Raw genomic sequence first — 18,861 nt, forward strand, 5'->3', positions numbered from 1 at the left:
TGGCGTAGGATCGCAAGAATTTGGGGTTCACTATATCTCGTCATCTTCATCAAAAATCTCCTCAGATATCTTGCCGAGAAAATTCTACTTTTGAACACCACTAATTTTAGGGGGGATTACCCAGCAAGTCGCATTTGACAATATTGTCAAATGGCTCAATGCCAAAACAAAGGCTGAGAGCAATGATGCTGCGGAAGTTATTACCTCATTCTTCGTCCAAAATTGCGAGGTTTTTGAATGATCTGCCCTGACAAATTTACATCCATCGACAACTCCATTGTAGGTCAATCTACCAAATTGCTGATGGAGGTTGGAGCCCAAGTAACAGTTGGCCAACTGCGCTCAGAAACAGTCAAGCAGTTTCCTGACGTGGCAGACTTTATCTTAGCCTTGGACACACTCTTTGCACTCGGCAAAATCGACTTCAACGAAAGTACGGGAATAATTACTTATGTTGACTGAGATTCACTGTAAGAAATTTAAAACCAAAACGATCAAGTTCCACATTGGTTTAAATGTAGTGCTCGGCGATCACGCCGCAACCAATTCTATCGGGAAGTCCAATCTTTTGATGGTTATCGACTTCGCTTTTGGCGGGGACAGCTTTCTTCAACACAACAGCGATGTGCCTAAAGCACTAGGCCACCATGACTATCAGTTCCGTTTCAAGTTCGGTGATAAGCATTTTCGCTTTGTCCGAAACACTGACACACCCGATCTAGTTCTCCAAATAGCCGAGGGTTCGGAGGAAGAAACCCCCATTTCAATCGAGGACTACAGAGCCCTCTTAAAGGCTGCCTACTCTTTGGGTGAAGTAGGGTTAACCTTTCGGGCCATTACTTCTCTCTTTTCCCGAATATGGGGCAAAGACAATCTAGATGTGAAGCAATGTCAATCGCAGAGTAAAAAGGGTCCAGATCGCGGCGTAAAACTGGTCCACTGATCTTAAGAGTCGGCCAATAAATTCCTGTTTCAACTGATCCGCATGAATGAGGTCAGGGTGCCAGCGTGGCGCGATGCGCATATCTGCAAGTGACTGTGAATAGAATTGCGGTCCGAACCTCTTCTCAATCCACTTTCGGAACTCAGTTGGATCAACTCCTTCAGCCAGTATTTGCCGCTGGATTAAGGAAGCTTGAGCAAATGAAGCGAGTTCCGGTTTTCGCCTTTCAAGACGAAATGGGCATGGTTCAGAAATTGGGCCAAACTACTCGCTCATCAATGTCGCGAACGGCCCAACGCCGACATTTATGCTTTGCTCTAGGGAGGTCCGCTTTGAGTTCAATGTGACTTCAGATTGCAAAATCGGGGTTGGGCTGGCACAGTGATTTTGACCAACAGCGATCTTAGTCAAGCCGCCAGTTAAAGGATCTCTTCATGCCGTACCCAGAGTTTATTACCGCGTTTCCCAGCATTGATGTGCCTTTCCCCGAGGATGTCGTACAGACAGCCGTTGTGAAATCCGAATCTGGCCTCGTGGCCTTTTTCACTTTCCTCAAGGATATGGAACTTCCCTTACATTCGCATGGGGCGCAATGGGGCACTGTCGTCGAAGGTGAAATCGAATTCACCATCGGTGGAGAGAGCAAGCGTTACGGAGCCGGTGATAGCTATTCTATTCCTGCGGGCGTTGAGCATGGGGCGATGATCAAAGCCGGAACTCGAGTTATCGACGTTTTTGAAGAAGCAGATCGATACGCAATAAAGGACTAACGAACAGCGTTTTTCGGGCAGCAGATATTTGGATTAAACTGTGGTCGCGTTCAAGGATAGAAAGGTCTCCTGTTCGACAGCGAGGCGTAATAAATGTAGGATAAACTTGAATGAAAAGAACAAACTTAGGTGAGAATGGCCCTGAAATTTCACAATTCGGAATAGGGGCCATGTCCTTCGCTGGCATCTATGGTGGCGCGACAATGGAAGAAAGTCACGCCGTTTTAAACACGTGTCGAACTGCTGGGGTGACCCATATAGATACTGCGAATGTCTATGGTAAAGGCCGCTCAGAAGAGATCATAGGGGATTGGTTTGCAAAGAACCCAGCCGCGAGAGAAGACATGGTTCTCGCCACAAAAGCAGGGATTACGGGAGAAGCGACACATCGCTTCAATAACGACTTGGCCTATTTGGAGACTTCTCTGGACGCAAGCCTCCAGCGCCTCGGCGTTGGTCATGTCGATATGTTTTATGTCCATCGTTTCGACCGCACGTATAGTCCCGAGGAGGTCGCTGGGACCCTGAAATGTCTAATCGAGAGCGGCAAGACGAGGGCCGTTGGGCTGTCTGAGATTGCACCAAGCACCCTTCGGCGCGCCTTCACCGAATGCCCTATTTCCGCAGTTCAGTCAGAGTATTCGCTGTCAACCCGCGCACCTGAGTTGGGGCTGTCTCAGGCCTGCGCCGAATTAGGGACGACGCTCGTTGCATTTTCACCTGTTGGTCGCGCGTTCCTCACGGATGCGCCATTTTCCTATGAGCATGCCCAATCCATGGCCTTTACCAAGAACAATCCGCGCTTCATGGAGCCAAATTACAGCGCAAATATCGCAGCAACCGATAAGTTGCGGGCGCTCGCTGATGACATGGGCGAGCCCGCCGCAGCGCTCGCCATCGCTTGGATTATTGCGCAGGGCAAACATGTGTTGCCGATTCCGGGCACCAAAAATACGGCACACCTTGCAGAACTCATTCGCGGTGCCGAGATCGACCTGAGCGCCGAGGACCTCGGGCGCATTGAAGCTGCTCTTCCTGTTGGCTGGGCCCATGGTGATCGATACACATCGGAACAATGGGAGGGGCCAGAAAGATACAGCTGATTGCTCTCGTGCGCTGCTACTCAAGGTCGCATTCTTTGCTTTGTCCACCTGTGCGAAACAGAACGTGGGTCTTTGCATTGATACCGGTCGCGCCTCCATCAAAAACGATTTAAATACGCAGACGGCATGATCAAAATCATATCTACGACAAGGTATCGATGCCATAGCTATCCACGATTAGGAACATGGAAGGGTTGAAATGAAAAAGAGTTTTCGTAGTAAAACGCTGGTCGGACTTGTATTGGCCTTTATCTTAACTGTCGGGTCTATCGTCTTTTTTAACGGGAGTGTTCTCGCACAGATGTCGGGGCACATGCACGGTGCGGACGGCACAGGGCACGACGAGGTAATAATGCCGGGGTTGAGGGGAACAAATGCTTCACCGGAGGAAAGCGCGGAATTGGCGGTCATGTTCCGCAATTTCGAAACTATAAGCCGTGAAGTCACCGTCCTACCAAACGGCATTCGAACGGTTACCCGTTCCTCAGACGAGGATGTCATGGCGGAATTAATTAGCCATGTGACGGGGATGATTAACCGAGTGGAAGAAGGTGACGATCCGGAGATTATCATTCAAAGTCGAACACTCGATATACTATTCGCGCGCGGTGATCGTATCCAAACCGAGATTGAAGTCACCGACACAGGAATTGTAGTGATCCAGACCTCGGACGACACCGAGGTAGTAGAGGCACTGCACGTCCATGCCGCTGAAGTCTCGGATATGGCTGATCGCGGAATGCAGGCCGTCCATGAGATGATGATGCGGAACTAAAGGAACTGAAGCACTACACATTTAAATGTTGTGATGGATAGCTCGCAAAGCTGACCTTAGTTCGGTGCGTAGCGAAAGTTCGATCTCCGCCCTTAGTGACGAATGCTGCGTTTGCATAAAAATTCCGAGACAACTCTTAGTGCAGTTGTCGCGAACGGCCCATTGCCGACCTTAGTGGAAAGCGCTCGACGGTCAGCTTTGATCAGCCAATCTATTCCAAATTCATCTTTATCGGGTCTTCGATGAAAAGTTCATCGATTAGCGCCCCTAATAACTGGGTTCGAGAGTTAACCTTGGCCTTGCGATAAATGGAGTTGTTTTGTGATTTTACAGTGCCTTGAGTGGTATTTCTAAGATCAGCAATTTCGGCAACGGACAAACCTTTTGTTGTAAGTAAGGCTATGTCGCGTTCCGCTTTGCTTAAGCCCCAGCGATCGAATTGCAAGTTCACCATCGCGAAGAATTCTCCTTGCGCTGCGCGAAGGTGGAGCTCGATTTCCGCATTGCGTTTAGCAAGAAGCTTCTGACTACGCCAGATCAGGAACGCGCCAACTAAAAAGCCAATAAAAGTCAATATCTCAATAAGTTCGTGCGCTAGCCAGTTTCGGTAAAAGAGAGAATAACCGGTTATTTCAGCGAAAAGCTCACTTAAAAAGGCTAAGGCCGAGACTACATAGATGAGAATGCCAAACTTTAAGGCGATTTTGGACGGCGCATTCGCTTTCACCTAGAGTCCTCCAGTGCTGCATTGTGATTGTGATCAATCATCGCCGCTGTCGTCGCCGCTGTCGTCGCTGCTGTCGTCGCTGCTGTCATCGCTGCTGTCATCGCCGCTGTCGTCGCTGCTGTCATCGCCGCTGTCGTCGCTGCTGTCGTCGCTGCTGTCATCGCCGCTGTCGTCGCTGCTGTCGTCGCTGCTGTCATCGCTGCTGTCGTCGCTGCTGTCGTCGCTGCTGTCGTCGCTGCTGTCGTCGCTTTTCTCAGAACGGTCACGTTTTATTGTACCGTTTTTACCTAAAATAAGTTCCCGCTCAATTCCTGGCGCAGTGGCTTCGAATCTCAGATCTCCAAAAAATGTCTTGCTAATCTCGACTTTGGTAAAGCCTTCTCTACCCAACATTTTGATGATATCATCTTGACTTTGTTGCGCCATAGCGCTGCTAGCCATCAGAGCAAATGTGATACTCAATGTTGCTTGTCTCAGTTTCATGGATTTTCTCCTAAAGTTAAAAACCTTACCAAGACATAAAGCTATGTGGTGAGTTTGATAATATAACTTTGGTTTGTTTTGACCAGATAGAGCCTAAAGCATACGAGTGCGCCACTTGGTTAAGCTGCCCTTGCAAACCACTCGCACACAAACACCAAAGATGGCAGTCTTGAGATCGAGAGCGCCTTGGTAGCAACTGACGAGGAGATAGGGGAATGCTAGCTATTCGTGCAATTGTTCGAGATTCAAAATCGCATCGTGTCGTCCTGACCTGCTCTCCAAAGCCCCCGCATTTATAAAGAGAGTTTGCAGGTTTGGATTTCATAATCGATGGCTTCGTTTTTGGCCAGCGCGTCATGCGGGGGGCTTTCAGATTGCCCAAGCGTTCGTCGCGCTTGAGCGGGTGTTTGGGTTCCAAGCGATGAAAGTGGTCTGACGTTGTTGTAGTCGTATCCCAAACTATCCCATCATGCGAGTAATTCACACCGCATGATGGAAATGTGTTTCAAGTTTCTGGTTGGTTGAGATTAGTGTTGAGGTTGTTGTTGCCATCTTGAAGCCGCCAAGGTCAATTTAGGCGGATTGCTGACTTATACCACAGGTGCGAAACAACTTACAGATTACGTGCAGTTCTGCGGACTGTCGCAGGGACCCCTTTCATAGTTGCTATGCTATTACACCAGACACAGTCAATATCGCGTGACGGTTCCGAACATGCCCGCTTCTTTGTGGCCTTCGATTTCGCAGCTCATATCTAGGTCAGCGCCGATTTGAATTGGTACAAAAAACCATTCGACGGTTTGATGCGGGCCGACTTCGACTTCTTCAATTTTGCCCTTGATTTCAGCTACCAGTTCGCCGTCCGGAGATTCGATTTCGATTTTGCGAGTGAAAAACTTTTCGCTCACCTCATGCATGGCCAGCTCGTGCTTGTAATCGTCAACGTTGGTTATAACCAACGCATACGCCTTGCCAGTTTCAAACTCCAAATGGTCAGGCTTGAAATACATATTCCCGTCATCGTCCGTGCCCATCTCCATGGCGATTTTTTGCACATCGGCACGCGACAAATCCCCCTCCGCAAAAGCTGAACTTGAGAAAGTCGTAGCCAAGATAATTGCTAGTCCTGATATCGTTTTCATAAGGTTTCCAGTCTTTTCCGAAGGTCTATCCCTCCTCCTGATGCCTAAGCCCCAGGCCTCTGGCACGCCTTGATCTGCACCCGCTTGCAAAAACAAACTGGAGGTGCAGTGTTTTTGCAAGGCAGATTGGATGGAATTTCTGTTGGCATCTCGAAGATGTCAGTTTTTCCCCGCTCAACCGACCTTTGAGCCAACTGCAGCGAAAGTCCGGTTCCCGCCCTTAGTTACATAATGGCCCCATTATCCCTGGCTTCAGTAACGGCTTCATAAAAACACAAAGGTGGATGAGTGGGTGGATAGAGGAAATCTATATCGCAATAAGTATCTAATTTATAATAGAAATATATGATTTTATGGTGCCCAGGAGAGGACTCGAACCTCCACGTCCATACAGACACCAGCACCTGAAGCTGGCGCGTCTACCATTCCGCCACCTGGGCAGGTGTCGTAGCCGTGGGGATTAACGGGGCGAAGGCAGGCTGTCAACGGAAATCGTGGGGATTTACGCTGCATTCATCCTGCGACGCGATACCCGCTTGTTCCGGTGCGTCTGGGAATGTATTGAGGGCAATAGAACTATTTTGTTGGAGGCCAACCATGTCTAAACTTGTCACTATTTACGGCGGATCCGGATTCGTTGGCCGCTACATTGCGCGCCGGATGGCTAAAGCTGGCTGGCGTGTGCGCGTTGCCGTGCGACGTCCCAACGAGGCGTTGTTTGTAAAGTCTTTTGGGGCCGTTGGTCAGGTTGAGCCTGTTTTGTGTAACGTGCGCGACGATGCTTCTGTTGCGGCGGTTATGCTTGGTGCTGATGCTGTTGTGAATTGCGTTGGCATCCTTGCAGAAACAAGCCGCAATAAGTTTGACACGATTCATGCACAATCCGCAGGTCGAGTGGCGCGCATAGCAACCGAGCAAGGGGTTGCATCTCTTGTGCATCTTTCTAGCATCGGTGCTGATTTGGAAGCCGCCTCTCAATACTCGCAGACCAAAGGGCAGGGCGAGGTTGAGGTGCTGGAGCATTTCCCGACAGCCACCATTTTGCGCCCTTCGGTTATTTTCGGTGCCGAGGATGGTTTCCTCAATAAATTCGCCTTCATGTCGCGGCTTGGACCGATCTTGCCACTCGTTGGTGCGACGACAAAGTTTCAGCCTGTTTTCGTGGATGACGTCGCGACCGCCGCGGAAGTGGCTATTCTGCAAGGAAAATCAGGTGTCTACGAACTTGGTGGACCGGATATTATGTCCTTGCGCCTGATCGTCGAGAAGGTTCTCGCGGTTGTGCATCGTCGGCGTTTGATCGTGAACAAGCCTTTCTTTGCGGGCAGTATCATTGCTGGTCTTTTGGATTTCACCCAAGCGGTGTCCCTTGGGCTTGTGCGCAATGGTATCTTGACGCGCGATCAAGTCAAAAGCTTGCGATCAGATAACATCGTTGAAGAGGGTGCGAAGGGTTTTTCCGACCTGAACATCACCCCGACAAATATGGATGCGATTATGCCGAGCTACCTGTGGCGCTTTCGTCCTGATGGTCAGTTCGACGATATCCGCGATTCAGCGAAAAACCTCAAAGCTTAAGTGTAGGCAATCCAGAGGAGGCCAAGGCCCAGCCCTATGCGGTAAATCACGTAGGGTGTGAAACTTGTGCTGCGCAAAAGGCGCATCATTAGGGTCAGTGCCAGAAGGGCTGTTACGAAGGAAAGCACCACGACAATCGCGCCGTCGAGGGCAACGGATGCGTCCGCAGTTTTTATAACTTCGAGGCCAGCGAGAGTGCCCGACGCAATGATCGTTGGGATCGACATGAGCATCGACAGTTTGGCGCCATCTTGGCGGTTATACCCAAGCGCACGCGCGCCTGTTATTGTCGCGCCTGAACGCGATGTTCCGGGGATCAGGGCAACCGCTTGCCAGAGGCCCATGATGATCGCATCGCGCAAATTCCAATCGCCATCTGCCTTAGTGGTCGCCCCGCGTTGATCGGCAACATAAAGGACGATGCCAAAAACGAGCATGGTCCATCCAATGACCGTAAGGCTACGCATCGCGTCATCGAGGCCTGTGAGCTTTAGGATCAGTCCAATGATCACGACAGGAACAGTGGCCACCGCGAGCAGGAAGCAGAGTTTCGCACCGGGTGCGTTGAGACGACCCATTAGCATGGGTATGAATCCGCGAAAGGCCAGCGCTACATCAGTTCGAAAATAGAGGATCACAGCAAAGAGCGTGCCGATATGTGCGGCCACATCTATGGCTTGGCCTTGGTCGGGAAGATTTAGAAGATTCGGTAAAAGAATCAGGTGACCCGAGGACGAAACCGGCAAAAACTCGGTGATACCTTGGATTATCGCCACAAGTACAAGATGATAGAAGCTCATGGTCTGTTTTCCCATTGAATCACGAGGGCAGTCTAAGCGCTGGAAAATAAAAGGAAAGTCGTATTTTAGGTAACTGATATTGACCTAAAATACGAATTGGTAGTGCTGAAAATGTTGCGCGACGACTATAAAACGGAATAAAGGTCAGCACGGCTGCCTTTTCATTTGAATCCCTTTTGCTTAAAAAAGGCGCTCGTGTCATTTCTTGGAGGCCTCGCCATGGCAAAACAGCCAATGCTAAAATTCATATCGCTTGAGCGGTCCATGCCCACGAAACGGGATGCCGACCAGCGCAGTCAAGATTTTCACGAAATCTATGCGGAATTTGCCAAAACAAAAGCTGCAGAGCAAAGTAGCCGGTGTAGCCAATGTGGTGTGCCGTTTTGCCAAAACCACTGTCCGTTGCACAACAATATCCCTGACTGGCTCAAATTGACTGCCGAGGGGCGTTTGCAAGAGGCTTACGAGTTGTCGCAAGCCACCAATACTTTCCCCGAAATCTGTGGTCGCATTTGCCCGCAGGACCGTCTGTGTGAAGGTAACTGTGTGATTGAACAGTCTGGACACGGTACTGTAACTATTGGGGCCGTTGAGAAATATCTAACAGACACCGCTTGGGAAAATGGTTGGGTTCTGCCGATCCAGCCCAAAGCCGAGCGCGAAGAAAGTGTTGGAATTATAGGAGCTGGTCCGGGCGGTTTGGCCGCAGCGGATGTGCTCCGCCGTCAAGGCATCCAAGTCACTATCTATGATCGTTATGACCGCGCCGGAGGCCTAATGACCTACGGCATCCCCGGATTCAAACTCGAAAAAGACGTTGTTGCAAAGCGCATTGCCCAGCTTGAAAACGCGGGCGTTCAATTTGTTTTGAACTGCAACGTGGGTGAAGACATCACGTTCCAAGCGATCCAAGGCCAACATGACTCAGTTTTGATTGCCACGGGCGTCTACAATTCCCGCGACTTCCAAGCCCCCGGTTCTGGAGCGGAAGGCGTTGTGCGCGCAATCGATTATTTGACCGCGTCTAACCGTAAAAGCTTCGGCGATATTGTGCCTGAATACGAAAGCGGCGAGTTGAATGCCTCGGGCAAACGCGTCGTTGTTGTTGGCGGTGGCGACACCGCGATGGACTGTGTGCGCACAGCCATTCGCCAAGGCGCAATGAGCGTGAAATGCCTGTATCGTCGTGACAAAGCCAACATGCCTGGAAGCCAACGCGAAGTTCAAAACGCCGAAGAAGAAGGTGTGGAATTTGTGTGGTTGTCGGCCCCCAAAGCCTTTGTTGGCGATTGCGTAGAAAGCGTTCTCGTTCAGAAAATGCGCCTTGGGAAACCCGATGCATCTGGACGTCAATCGCCTGAGTTGATCGAAGGTGCGGACTATGCCGAGCAAGCCGATCTTGTGGTCGCGGCGCTGGGCTTTACACCGGAAGACCTGCCAACCCTCTGGGGAGAAGAGGCGCTTGAAGTAACTCGGTGGGGCACCATCAAAGCCGATTTCCGCACCCATGAAACCAGCATCCCTGGGGTCTATGCCGTTGGGGATATTGTGCGGGGTGCGAGCCTTGTTGTTTGGGCGATTAAGGATGGTCGCGACGCGGCCGAAAACATCCTTGAAACCTTTAATAGCGCCGCCGTTCTGGCCGCGGAGTAAGGCACTGTTGGGGCTGGTAGACAGAAACTGCCCTGCGCAGCTTCGGCTTTCTGACCTAAGTAATTTATCAATGGAGGCATTGTTGTGACCCGTGAAAATTCGAATTTGACGACGACTAAATGTGCCAATCCTTGCCAAAAGAACGCGCCCAACGGGGCAAATTATGGAGAGAGAACATGACCAAGTTTGACCAAAACTGGAAAGCCGCCGAGGAGGCGAAACGCCAATGGATGGCTGAAAATGGCATGTACTCCGAGGAAGACGAACATTCCTCCTGCGGGGTTGGCCTTGTGGTTTCTATCGATGGTAAACCTTCGCGGTCTGTCGTTGACAATGGCATCAAAGCGTTGCGTGCGATTTGGCACCGTGGCGCTGTGGATGCGGACGGGAAAACTGGCGATGGCGCGGGTATTCACGTGCAAATCCCCACCACATTCTTTGAGGATCAAATCCGCCGCACAGGTCACGAACCCAAAGCTGGTCAACAGATCGCTGTGGGCATGGTGTTCTTGCCGCGCACCAACTTCGGGGCCCAAGAAACTTGCCGCACAATCGTTGAAAGCGAAGTTTTGCGGATGGGGTATTACATTTACGGTTGGCGCCATGTGCCCGTGAATATCTCGTGTTTGGGTGAAAAAGCCAACACAACCCGCCCTGAAATTGAACAGATTTTGATCAGCAACACTAAGGGTGTTGATGAGGAAACCTTTGAGCGCGAGCTTTATGTTATCCGTCGCCGGATTGAGAAAGCAGCCCTCGCGGCGCAGGTTCCTTCGCTCTATATCTGCTCATTGTCCTGTCGGTCGGTGATCTACAAAGGCATGATGTTGGCGGAGCAAGTCAGCGTGTTTTACCCCGATCTTGAAGATACTCGTTTTGAGAGTGCCTTTGCGATTTACCATCAACGCTATTCGACCAATACGTTCCCCCAATGGTGGTTGGCCCAACCGTTCCGCATGCTTGCGCACAATGGTGAAATCAACACGCTGCGGGGCAACGTCAACTGGATGAAGAGCCATGAAATCCGCATGGCTTCGAGTGCCTTTGGCGATATGGCCGAAGATATTAAGCCGATCATTCCCGCTGGATCTTCGGATTCCGCTGCTCTTGATTCCGTTTTTGAAGTCATGGTTCGTGCAGGGCGCAATGCGCCGATGGCGAAAACAATGTTGATTCCAGAAAGCTGGAGTCAGCAAGCGATTGAGTTGCCCGATGCGTGGCGCGATATGTATTCCTATTGCAACTCCGTTATGGAGCCATGGGACGGCCCCGCCGCCCTTGCCATGACAGATGGTCGCTGGGTCTGTGCTGGTTTGGATCGCAACGGTTTGCGGCCCATGCGCTATGTGGTGACAGGAGACGGCCTTTTGATTGCTGGCTCCGAGGCTGGCATGATCCCGATTGACGAGGCAAGTGTTGTCGAGAAAGGCGCTTTGGGGCCGGGTCAAATCATTGCCGTCGATATGCAAGACGGGCTTTTGTACCACGATACAGCCATCAAAGATCAGCTCGCCGCAAGCCAGCCTTTCGGCGAATGGGTGCAAAAAATCACCAACATGGAAGACGAACTTGCGCACAAAACCGAGGTGGCTGTTTTTGCGGGTGCAGACCTGCGCAAGCGTCAAATCGCGGCGGGCTATACCATTGAGGAGTTGGAGCAAATTCTTCAACCTATGGCTGAAGATGCCAAAGAAGCGATTGCCTCAATGGGCGATGACACCCCGAGTGCCGTTCTGTCCGAGAAATACCGTCCGTTAAGCCATTTCTTCCGTCAAAACTTCTCGCAAGTGACAAACCCGCCGATTGATTCCCTGCGCGAGTACCGTGTCATGAGTCTGAAAACGCGCTTTGGGAATCTCAAGAATGTGTTGGACGAAGACTCCAGTCAAACCGAGATTTTGGTGCTCGACAGCCCGTTTTTGGGCAATGCGCAATTCGATGGATTGATTGAACATCTGGGCAAAGACGTCGTGGTGATCGATTGTACTTTCCCTGTGAATGCTGGGGCAAACGCGTTGAGTGCAGGCCTGACTCGGATTCGCGCCGAAGCCGAAGACGCTGTGCGGTCAGGTGGCGCGCATATCGTTCTTTCGGATATGACCCAAAGCGAAGCCCGCGTGGCAATGCCGATGATCCTCGCAACATCTGCGGTCCATTCTGGTCTGACTCGTAAGGGCCTTCGGACATTCTGTTCGATCTCGGTGCGGTCGGCAGAGTGTATCGACCCACATTATTTTGCCGTACTTATCGGCTGCGGTGCCACGGTTGTGAACGCGTATTTGGCGGAAGATTCCCTTGCTGATCGTATTGAGCGCGGTCTGATTGATTGCACGCTTTCCGAGGCGGTTGCACGCTATCGCGGTGCCATTGATGCGGGACTTCTCAAGATTATGGCCAAGATGGGGATCTCGGTGATTTCCTCCTATCGCGGCGGATTGAACTTTGAAGCTGTGGGCCTTTCGCGCGCTATGGTTGCCGAGTTTTTCCCCGGTCTGACAAGCCGGATCTCTGGAATTGGTGTGTCGGGCATTCAGCATAAATCTGAAAAGGTCCATGCTTTAGGCTGGCTTGGTGGCAGCGACATTTTACCAATAGGTGGTTTTTACAAAGCCCGTGCAAGCGGTGAAACCCACGCATGGGAAGCGCAAAGCATGCATATGCTTCAGGCCGCTTGTGCGCGGGCGTCCTATGAAATTTGGCAGCAATATTCGGCCAAAATGCGGTCTAACCCACCAATCCACTTGCGCGATCTACTGGCAATTCAGCCGATGGGCGCAGCGATTCCGATTGAGGAAGTCGAAAGCATTACGGCTATTCGTAAGCGCTTTGTCACACCGGGCATGTCCCTTGGTGCGTTGAGCCCTGAGGCCCACAAAACCCTCAATGTCGCGATGAACCGTATCGGAGCTAAATCGGATTCGGGCGAGGGTGGCGAAGATCCAGCGCACTTTGTACCTGAGGCAAATGGCGACAATCCGTCTGCGAAGATCAAACAGGTGGCTTCGGGTCGTTTTGGCGTAACCGCAGAATATTTGAACCAATGCGAAGAGCTTGAAATCAAAGTTGCGCAGGGTGCAAAACCGGGCGAGGGCGGCCAATTGCCGGGCATGAAAGTGACCGACCTTATTGCGCGCTTGCGTCACTCGACAAAAGGCGTGACCCTGATTTCGCCGCCGCCACACCACGATATCTATTCCATCGAGGATTTGGCACAACTGATCTACGACCTCAAGCAAATCAACCCACGCTGCAAAGTAACTGTGAAACTGGTTGCGGCATCGGGTGTTGGGACAATTGCGGCAGGTGTTGCGAAAGCCAAAGCCGACATTATCCTGATTTCGGGTCACAATGGCGGCACGGGCGCTTCGCCTGCGACTTCGATCAAATATGCAGGTTTGCCATGGGAAATGGGCCTTACTGAGGCGCACCAAGTTCTTGCGATGAACAACCTGCGCGAGCGGGTAACTTTGCGCACCGATGGCGGACTTCGCACCGGGCGTGACGTGGTTATGGCCGCGATGATGGGTGCTGAAGAATACGGCATCGGCACCGCGGCCTTGATTGCGATGGGTTGTATTATGGTGCGCCAGTGCCAGTCGAATACTTGTCCTGTTGGTGTCTGTACCCAAGACGAAGACCTGCGTAAGAAATTCGATGGAACGGCAGATAAGGTCGTGAACCTCATCACATTCTACGCCCAAGAAGTGCGCGAAATCCTCGCGAGCATCGGGGCGCGCAGTATGGATGAAGTGATTGGTCGCGCGGATTTGCTCTCGCAGGTTTCTCGTGGGTCGGCGCATCTTGATGATCTCGATCTTAACCCCCTGTTGATCACGGTCGATGGGGCGTCGCAGATTGTCTATGATCGCAACAAACCGCGCAACTTCGTACCTGATACGTTGGACGCTGAAATCGTAAAAGATGCCGCGCGCTTCTTGAACGATGGCGAAAAAATGCAGCTTCAATATGCGGTTCAAAACACTGACCGTACCATTGGGACACGCACGTCGAGCCACATTGTCCAAAACTTTGGTATGCGCAATTCGCTGCAAGAGGATCACCTGACGATCAAACTTAACGGCTCCGCTGGGCAATCCCTAGGCGCCTTTGCGGCACCTGGCCTCAAAATCGAGGTGTCCGGCGATGCGAACGATTATGTTGGCAAAGGCCTGTCGGGCGGGATCATCATCGTACGTCCGCCAATGAACAGCCCGCTTGAAGCGTCGAAAAACACCATCATCGGCAATACTGTCCTTTATGGCGCCACCGCTGGGTATCTTTTCGCGGCTGGTCGCGCTGGCGAGCGTTTTGCGGTGCGTAACTCAGGCGCCAAGGTCGTTGTCGAAGGCTGTGGGGCGTCCGGTTGCGAATATATGACCGGAGGCGCAGCGGTCATTCTAGGCAAGATCGGCGCGAACTTTGGCGCGGGGATGTCTGGCGGAATGGCCTATGTTTACGATCCCAACGGCATTGCGGATTCGCTGATGAATATGGAGACGCTCGTGACTTGTCCTGTGACCGTTGAGTATTGGCAGGATCAACTCAAAGAGTTGATCGAACGTCATGTTAAGGAAACAGGCAGCCAAAAAGGTGCGGATATTTTGCAGCATTGGGAGCTTGAGAAAACGAGATTCCTGCAGATTTGTCCCAAAGAAATGTTGGTCCATATACCGCATCCTTTGAGTGATGAATCGAGCGCGGCAATCGCCTAAACGCGACACTAGAATAAAAAAAGCCGGGCCATCATGCTCGGCTTTTTTGTGGGTATGACTTGACCATTTTGATTGTGCATGCTCAGTGTCTTTTGTGGTCAGAAAAGCAAAAAAGAAACCAGTCAAACGGGCAGCATCCAAGCCCGAGACCCGTGAGAAGCAGGTGGAAAAAGCCATGCGCGATTCGGGGTCACGGTTTCAACCCGCTCAATTTGTCCGCCGTTGGATACGCCGCGCTGTATTTGCGGTTCTAGGTTTCTTGGCCTTTGGGGTGATTGTCTATTCCGTCATTAGCCCGCCGACGACACCGTATATTTTGTCCGAAGCGCGACGGCTTGGTGGCATTGATCGAGCATGGATTGCTATCGAAAATGTCTCCCCGCATATGGCGCGCAGCGTTGTTGCTGCAGAAGACGCAAACTTCTGCAATCATTGGGGGTTTGATATGACGGCGATCCGCGCAGCACTGGATTCAGGCAGCACGCGCGGCGCGTCGACAATTTCGCAGCAAGTGGTGAAAAACGTCTATCTTTGGCATGGCAGAAGCTGGGTTCGCAAGGTTCTCGAAGCGGGTTTGACCCCCGCTGTTGAGGCCGTATGGACCAAAAAACGAATCGTCGAAGTTTACTTGAATATAGCCGAGTTTGACGAAGGTGTTTTTGGCGTGGACGCCGCCGCCCATCACTACTTCGGGAAAACGCCTTCGGAGTTGACGGCAACTCAGGCGAGCCTCCTTGCGGCTGTCCTTCCCAACCCTAAAGGGCGTTCGGCAAGCAAGCCGACAACTTGGCTGAGCAAACATGCGCGCAGTATCGCCGACGGAGCCGCGACAATCAAAGCAGACGGTCGTTCTGCGTGTTTCGAAGGTTGAATTTTGGACAGATTCACGGCAGTTAAGGGGGAAACCATCTTGAGTGACCTATTATGATCCGACTATTCCATTCCCCGCTCTCGCCTTTTTGCCGCAAGGTACGCCTAAGCTTGGCCGAAAAAAAACTTGAAGTAGAGTTGGTCGAGGAACGGTACTGGGAAAAGGACGGCGAGTTCTTGCGTCGCAACCCCGCAGCCAAGGTGCCGGTTCTAAAAATGGACGGGATGATGATGGCCGAGAGTTCGGCGATTTGCGAGTATATTGAAGAGACCCACCCAACGCCGAGCCTTTTACCAAAAGGTGCCGTGGAGCGGTTTGAAGTGCGCCGGATGGTGAGTTGGTTTGATGATAAATTCCATCATGAAGTCACCTCAAAGTTGCTGTACGAGCGGGTCAATAAAAAGGTCATGGCGCAAGGATATCCGGACAGTGCAAACGTAAAGGCAGGCGCGCGCAATATTAAGTATCACCTCGACTACATGGGGTGGATATTGGACCAAAGGCGCTGGCTTGCAGGGGATGCCATGTCCCTCGCAGACTTCGCGGCGGCGGCACATTTGTCTGCATTAGACTATATTTCGGACGTCGACTGGAATCGGAATGACAACGTAAAAACGTGGTATGCAAAAATTAAGTCGCGCCCCGCATTTCGCAGTATTCTCGCCGACCAAGTGCCAGGTTTCCCGCCACCCGCACATTACACGGACCTTGATTTTTGAGCGCCCTGCTCAAAGAAAAACTCACCGCGCAAACCAAGATCGAAGGGTTCGCCCAAATGGGCGTTTGCCGCCCGGATTCGATCCCTGAAATCGCCGCGCGATTGGAAGCATTCGTCAGCAAGGAACGCCATGGGCAAATGAGCTGGATGGCGGAGCGCATGCATTGGCGGGGCGCCCCCGATGCCCTCTGGCCTGAGGCGAAAAGCGTCATTATGTTGGCGGAACCCTATACCCAAACGCATGATCCGCGCGACGTTTTGAGCAAGCGTGATTGCGGTGCAATTAGTGTCTATGCACAAAATCGCGACTACCATGATATTGTTAAAAAGCGGCTCAAACGTGTGGGAAGGTGGCTTTTGGAGCAGGATCCCGACGCCCAAATCAAGGTGTTTGTCGATACGGCCCCTGTTATGGAAAAGCCGCTCGCTGCCTCTGCGGGGCTGGGTTGGCAAGGGAAACACACCAATCTTCTGTCCCGTGATCTCGGGAGTTGGTTTTTTCTAGGCGCTATCTTTACAACGATTGAGCTACCTGTGGATTCCCCCGCGCGTGAAAACTGTGGCTCTTGCACGTCTTGTCTTGATGCTTGCCCGACCAAGGCCTTTCCCGCGCCTTTCCAACTGGATGCGCGGCGCTGCATTTCCTATCTGACCATTGAACATCACGGACCCGTGGACGAAGAACTTCGCGCCCTCATGGGCAACCATATCTATGGCTGTGATGATTGCCTTGCGGCGTGCCCTTGGAATAAATTTGCAGTCGAGGCGCGGGAGCTTCGTTACGCTGCCAAGGACGATCTGATTGCCCCTCCATTGGACGTACTCGTGACGCTCACCGACACGCAATTTCGGGAAAAATTTTCCGGCTCACCTATTAAGCGGATAGGGCGTAATAGGTTCATTCGCAATGTTCTCTATGCCATCGGGAATAGCGGAGAAACACACTTTAGGCCCTCAATAGAGCCACTTTTATCGGACGATGACGCGGTAGTTCGGGATGCTGCAATCTGGGCCAAAGCGCGGCTTTCCATGGTCAGCTAATTCCCCTATCAATTAATCATGGAACACTTCTCAGGGATATTTTTTAAAATTGCGTCGGTCACAATGTTCGTGGCTATGGCTTCGTGTTTAAAGGCGACCAATGGGACGGTCCCCTCAGGGGAACTCGTGTTCTTTCGCTCCTTTTTTGCTCTACCCGTTATTCTTGTATGGTTAATCTGGCAAAAGAAATTATCGACCGGTCTGACCGTCAAAAGCCCGATGGGTCATGTTTGGCGCGGTCTTGTTGGCACGACAGCGATGGGGTTGAGTTTCGCGGGGCTTACCCTGCTTCCTCTCCCTGAATTTACTGCGATCGGGTATACGGCCCCCCTTTTGGTGGTCATTTTTGCGGCAATGTTTCTGGGCGAACAGGTCGGTATTTTTCGCTTGTCCGCTGTTTTCGTTGGAATGGTTGGAGTTATGATTGTTCTTTCGCCACGGTTTTCGACCTTGGGGAATGGCCTTGCAGAGAAGGAGGCGCTCGGTGCGCTTCTGGTGCTCATGGGGGCGTGTTTTGCTGCTCTAGCACAGGTGTTTATTCGGAAATTGGTTCGGACCGAGCGCACGAGTGCAGTGGTCTTTTGGTTCTCGATTACCGCCACAATTCTGTCGCTCTTTACGATTCCGTTTGGGTGGGTTTGGCCCAGTGCATGGAGCCTCGTCTTCCTTGTCCTCGCGGGAATTCTTGGCGGGTTCGGTCAGATATTCCTCACCTCCAGTTACCGCTTGTCTGATGCATCTCTTGTGGCTCCCTTTGAGTATTCATCGATGATAATGGCGCTGCTTGTCGGGTATTTTTTGTTTGACGAAGTGCCAACGACCATCATGCTCTCTGGTGCTGGCTTGGTTATGGCGGCGGGGGTCGCGATTATCCTTCGAGAGCGGCATCTTGGTTTGAAACGTGCCCAGCAGCGCAAAGTTACGGGCCCGCTTTAATCCTCAGGACAATTGACAGAGTATCCGGCATGACTTACTCGGCACCCAAGGGTGAGGCCCCTGCCGCTCGCTGATTCGTCATTGGTGAAGTCCTCTTTAATCCCGCCGTTTCTTTCATCAGATGGGAATGTGGCAATGCGAGCGCCCCGATTTTCCCGTGATCTGAATGAAAAGGACCGCGAAATGTCCCCCGAACTTCCCTATCTAGCTGACTTGAAAAAGCAGGCCAAAGCAATGCGTACGACGCGGGAAATATCTCATAGCCGTGCTCTCGAAGAAATTGCCAAACGATATGGATATCGCGATTGGAATACACTGGTCGCGTCCGCCGGCCTCCAGCCCCCCGTTCAGGTTGGGCAGCGCGTATCAGGGCTTTATCTTCAAGTGCCTTTCTCGGGGAAAGTACTGTCGCTAAAATCAGAAAATGCGGGTCTATTCCGCGTGAATATTGAGTTTGATGCCCTGATTGACGTGGTTACTTTTGACAGTTTCTCCAATTGGAAGAACCGCGCGAATAAAATTATTAACACGAATGGTGTTTCTGTCGATAGAACTACGAATGGCCATCCGCACATGGTCGTGTCCCTGTAACTGGGTCGAAACAGGAGT

The 18,861-nt window shown here is 51.7% G+C and carries 18 protein-coding genes and 1 tRNA gene; 14 read left to right on the forward strand and 5 right to left on the reverse strand.

Going from position 1 to position 18,861, the window contains the following annotated elements:
- Positions 1-115: 115 nt before the first annotated feature.
- The 6 genes from AB9F27_RS19020 (at position 116) to AB9F27_RS19045 (ending at position 3,591) form a co-directional block, all read left to right on the forward strand.
- Positions 116-241 (forward strand): ABC-three component system protein, encoded by a 126-nt coding sequence (locus AB9F27_RS19020; RefSeq protein ID WP_369758021.1) that lies wholly within the window; start codon positions 116-118, stop codon positions 239-241.
- Positions 238-462, forward strand: coding sequence for an ABC-three component system middle component 7 (locus AB9F27_RS19025; RefSeq protein ID WP_335586115.1), 225 nt, complete (start codon positions 238-240; stop codon positions 460-462). Before AB9F27_RS19020 ends, AB9F27_RS19025 begins: the two co-directional genes overlap by 4 nt.
- Positions 452-943, forward strand: a complete 492-nt coding sequence (locus tag AB9F27_RS19030; protein ID WP_335586116.1) for a hypothetical protein — start codon at positions 452-454, stop codon at positions 941-943. Before AB9F27_RS19025 ends, AB9F27_RS19030 begins: the two co-directional genes overlap by 11 nt.
- Positions 944-1,377: 434 nt before the next feature.
- Positions 1,378-1,713 carry a cupin domain-containing protein gene (locus AB9F27_RS19035; RefSeq protein WP_335586117.1) on the forward strand — a complete coding sequence of 112 codons (336 nt, stop codon included), beginning with the start codon at positions 1,378-1,380 and terminating at the stop codon, positions 1,711-1,713.
- A 110-nt stretch (positions 1,714-1,823) separates the two neighbouring features.
- Positions 1,824-2,816 (forward strand): aldo/keto reductase, encoded by a 993-nt coding sequence (locus AB9F27_RS19040; protein ID WP_335586118.1) that lies wholly within the window; start codon positions 1,824-1,826, stop codon positions 2,814-2,816.
- A 199-nt stretch (positions 2,817-3,015) separates the two neighbouring features.
- Positions 3,016-3,591, forward strand: coding sequence for a hypothetical protein (locus AB9F27_RS19045; RefSeq protein WP_369758016.1), 576 nt, complete (start codon positions 3,016-3,018; stop codon positions 3,589-3,591).
- A 211-nt stretch (positions 3,592-3,802) separates the two neighbouring features.
- On the opposite strand, the gene AB9F27_RS19050 is transcribed toward AB9F27_RS19045, so the two are convergent.
- From AB9F27_RS19050 to AB9F27_RS19065, 4 genes are all read right to left on the reverse strand, one after another.
- Positions 3,803-4,318, reverse strand: coding sequence for a helix-turn-helix transcriptional regulator (locus AB9F27_RS19050; RefSeq protein WP_335586120.1), 516 nt, complete (start codon positions 4,316-4,318; stop codon positions 3,803-3,805).
- Positions 4,319-4,351: 33 nt separating this feature from the next.
- The gene (locus AB9F27_RS19055; RefSeq protein ID WP_369758017.1) at positions 4,352-4,801 is read right to left on the reverse strand and encodes a hypothetical protein; all 450 of its coding nucleotides are present in this window, start codon (positions 4,799-4,801) and stop codon (positions 4,352-4,354) included.
- Positions 4,802-5,490: 689 nt separating this feature from the next.
- Positions 5,491-5,943 (reverse strand): hypothetical protein, encoded by a 453-nt coding sequence (locus AB9F27_RS19060; protein WP_335586122.1) that lies wholly within the window; start codon positions 5,941-5,943, stop codon positions 5,491-5,493.
- 354 nt (positions 5,944-6,297) lie between these two features.
- Positions 6,298-6,383, reverse strand: a tRNA-Leu gene (locus AB9F27_RS19065).
- 157 nt (positions 6,384-6,540) lie between these two features.
- Between AB9F27_RS19065 and AB9F27_RS19070 the strand changes: the two genes are divergently transcribed.
- Positions 6,541-7,521: a complex I NDUFA9 subunit family protein gene (locus tag AB9F27_RS19070; RefSeq protein ID WP_335586123.1), complete on the forward strand. Its 981-nt coding sequence runs from the start codon at positions 6,541-6,543 to the stop codon at positions 7,519-7,521.
- On the opposite strand, the gene AB9F27_RS19075 is transcribed toward AB9F27_RS19070, so the two are convergent.
- Positions 7,518-8,321: an undecaprenyl-diphosphate phosphatase gene (locus tag AB9F27_RS19075; protein WP_335586124.1), complete on the reverse strand. Its 804-nt coding sequence runs from the start codon at positions 8,319-8,321 to the stop codon at positions 7,518-7,520. The two genes, AB9F27_RS19070 and AB9F27_RS19075, sit on opposite strands and share 4 nt — an antisense overlap.
- A gap of 219 nt (positions 8,322-8,540) precedes the next feature.
- Between AB9F27_RS19075 and AB9F27_RS19080 the strand changes: the two genes are divergently transcribed.
- From AB9F27_RS19080 to AB9F27_RS19110, 7 genes are all read left to right on the forward strand, one after another.
- Entirely contained in the window at positions 8,541-9,974 is a 1,434-nt protein-coding gene (locus tag AB9F27_RS19080) for an NAD(P)-dependent oxidoreductase (RefSeq protein WP_335586125.1), read from the forward strand.
- 176 nt (positions 9,975-10,150) lie between these two features.
- Positions 10,151-14,686: a glutamate synthase large subunit gene (gltB, locus tag AB9F27_RS19085; RefSeq protein WP_369758018.1), complete on the forward strand. Its 4,536-nt coding sequence runs from the start codon at positions 10,151-10,153 to the stop codon at positions 14,684-14,686.
- A gap of 175 nt (positions 14,687-14,861) precedes the next feature.
- On the forward strand, positions 14,862-15,557 hold the full coding sequence (gene mtgA / locus AB9F27_RS19090) for a monofunctional biosynthetic peptidoglycan transglycosylase (protein ID WP_335586127.1): 696 nt from the start codon (positions 14,862-14,864) through the stop codon (positions 15,555-15,557).
- Positions 15,558-15,610: 53 nt separating this feature from the next.
- Positions 15,611-16,276 (forward strand): glutathione S-transferase family protein, encoded by a 666-nt coding sequence (locus AB9F27_RS19095; protein WP_039003248.1) that lies wholly within the window; start codon positions 15,611-15,613, stop codon positions 16,274-16,276.
- Positions 16,273-17,316, forward strand: a complete 1,044-nt coding sequence (gene queG, locus AB9F27_RS19100) for a tRNA epoxyqueuosine(34) reductase QueG (RefSeq protein ID WP_335586128.1) — start codon at positions 16,273-16,275, stop codon at positions 17,314-17,316. Before AB9F27_RS19095 ends, queG begins: the two co-directional genes overlap by 4 nt.
- A gap of 18 nt (positions 17,317-17,334) precedes the next feature.
- Positions 17,335-18,252, forward strand: coding sequence for an EamA family transporter (locus AB9F27_RS19105; protein ID WP_052274947.1), 918 nt, complete (start codon positions 17,335-17,337; stop codon positions 18,250-18,252).
- Between the two features lie 183 nt (positions 18,253-18,435).
- Entirely contained in the window at positions 18,436-18,843 is a 408-nt protein-coding gene (locus AB9F27_RS19110; RefSeq protein WP_335586129.1) for a glyoxalase superfamily protein, read from the forward strand.
- The last annotated feature ends 18 nt before the right edge of the window (positions 18,844-18,861 follow it).

Origin of the sequence: Falsihalocynthiibacter sp. CO-5D18 (genome assembly GCF_041205445.1) — a bacterium.
GTDB classification, from domain to species: domain Bacteria; phylum Pseudomonadota; class Alphaproteobacteria; order Rhodobacterales; family Rhodobacteraceae; genus Falsihalocynthiibacter; species Falsihalocynthiibacter arcticus.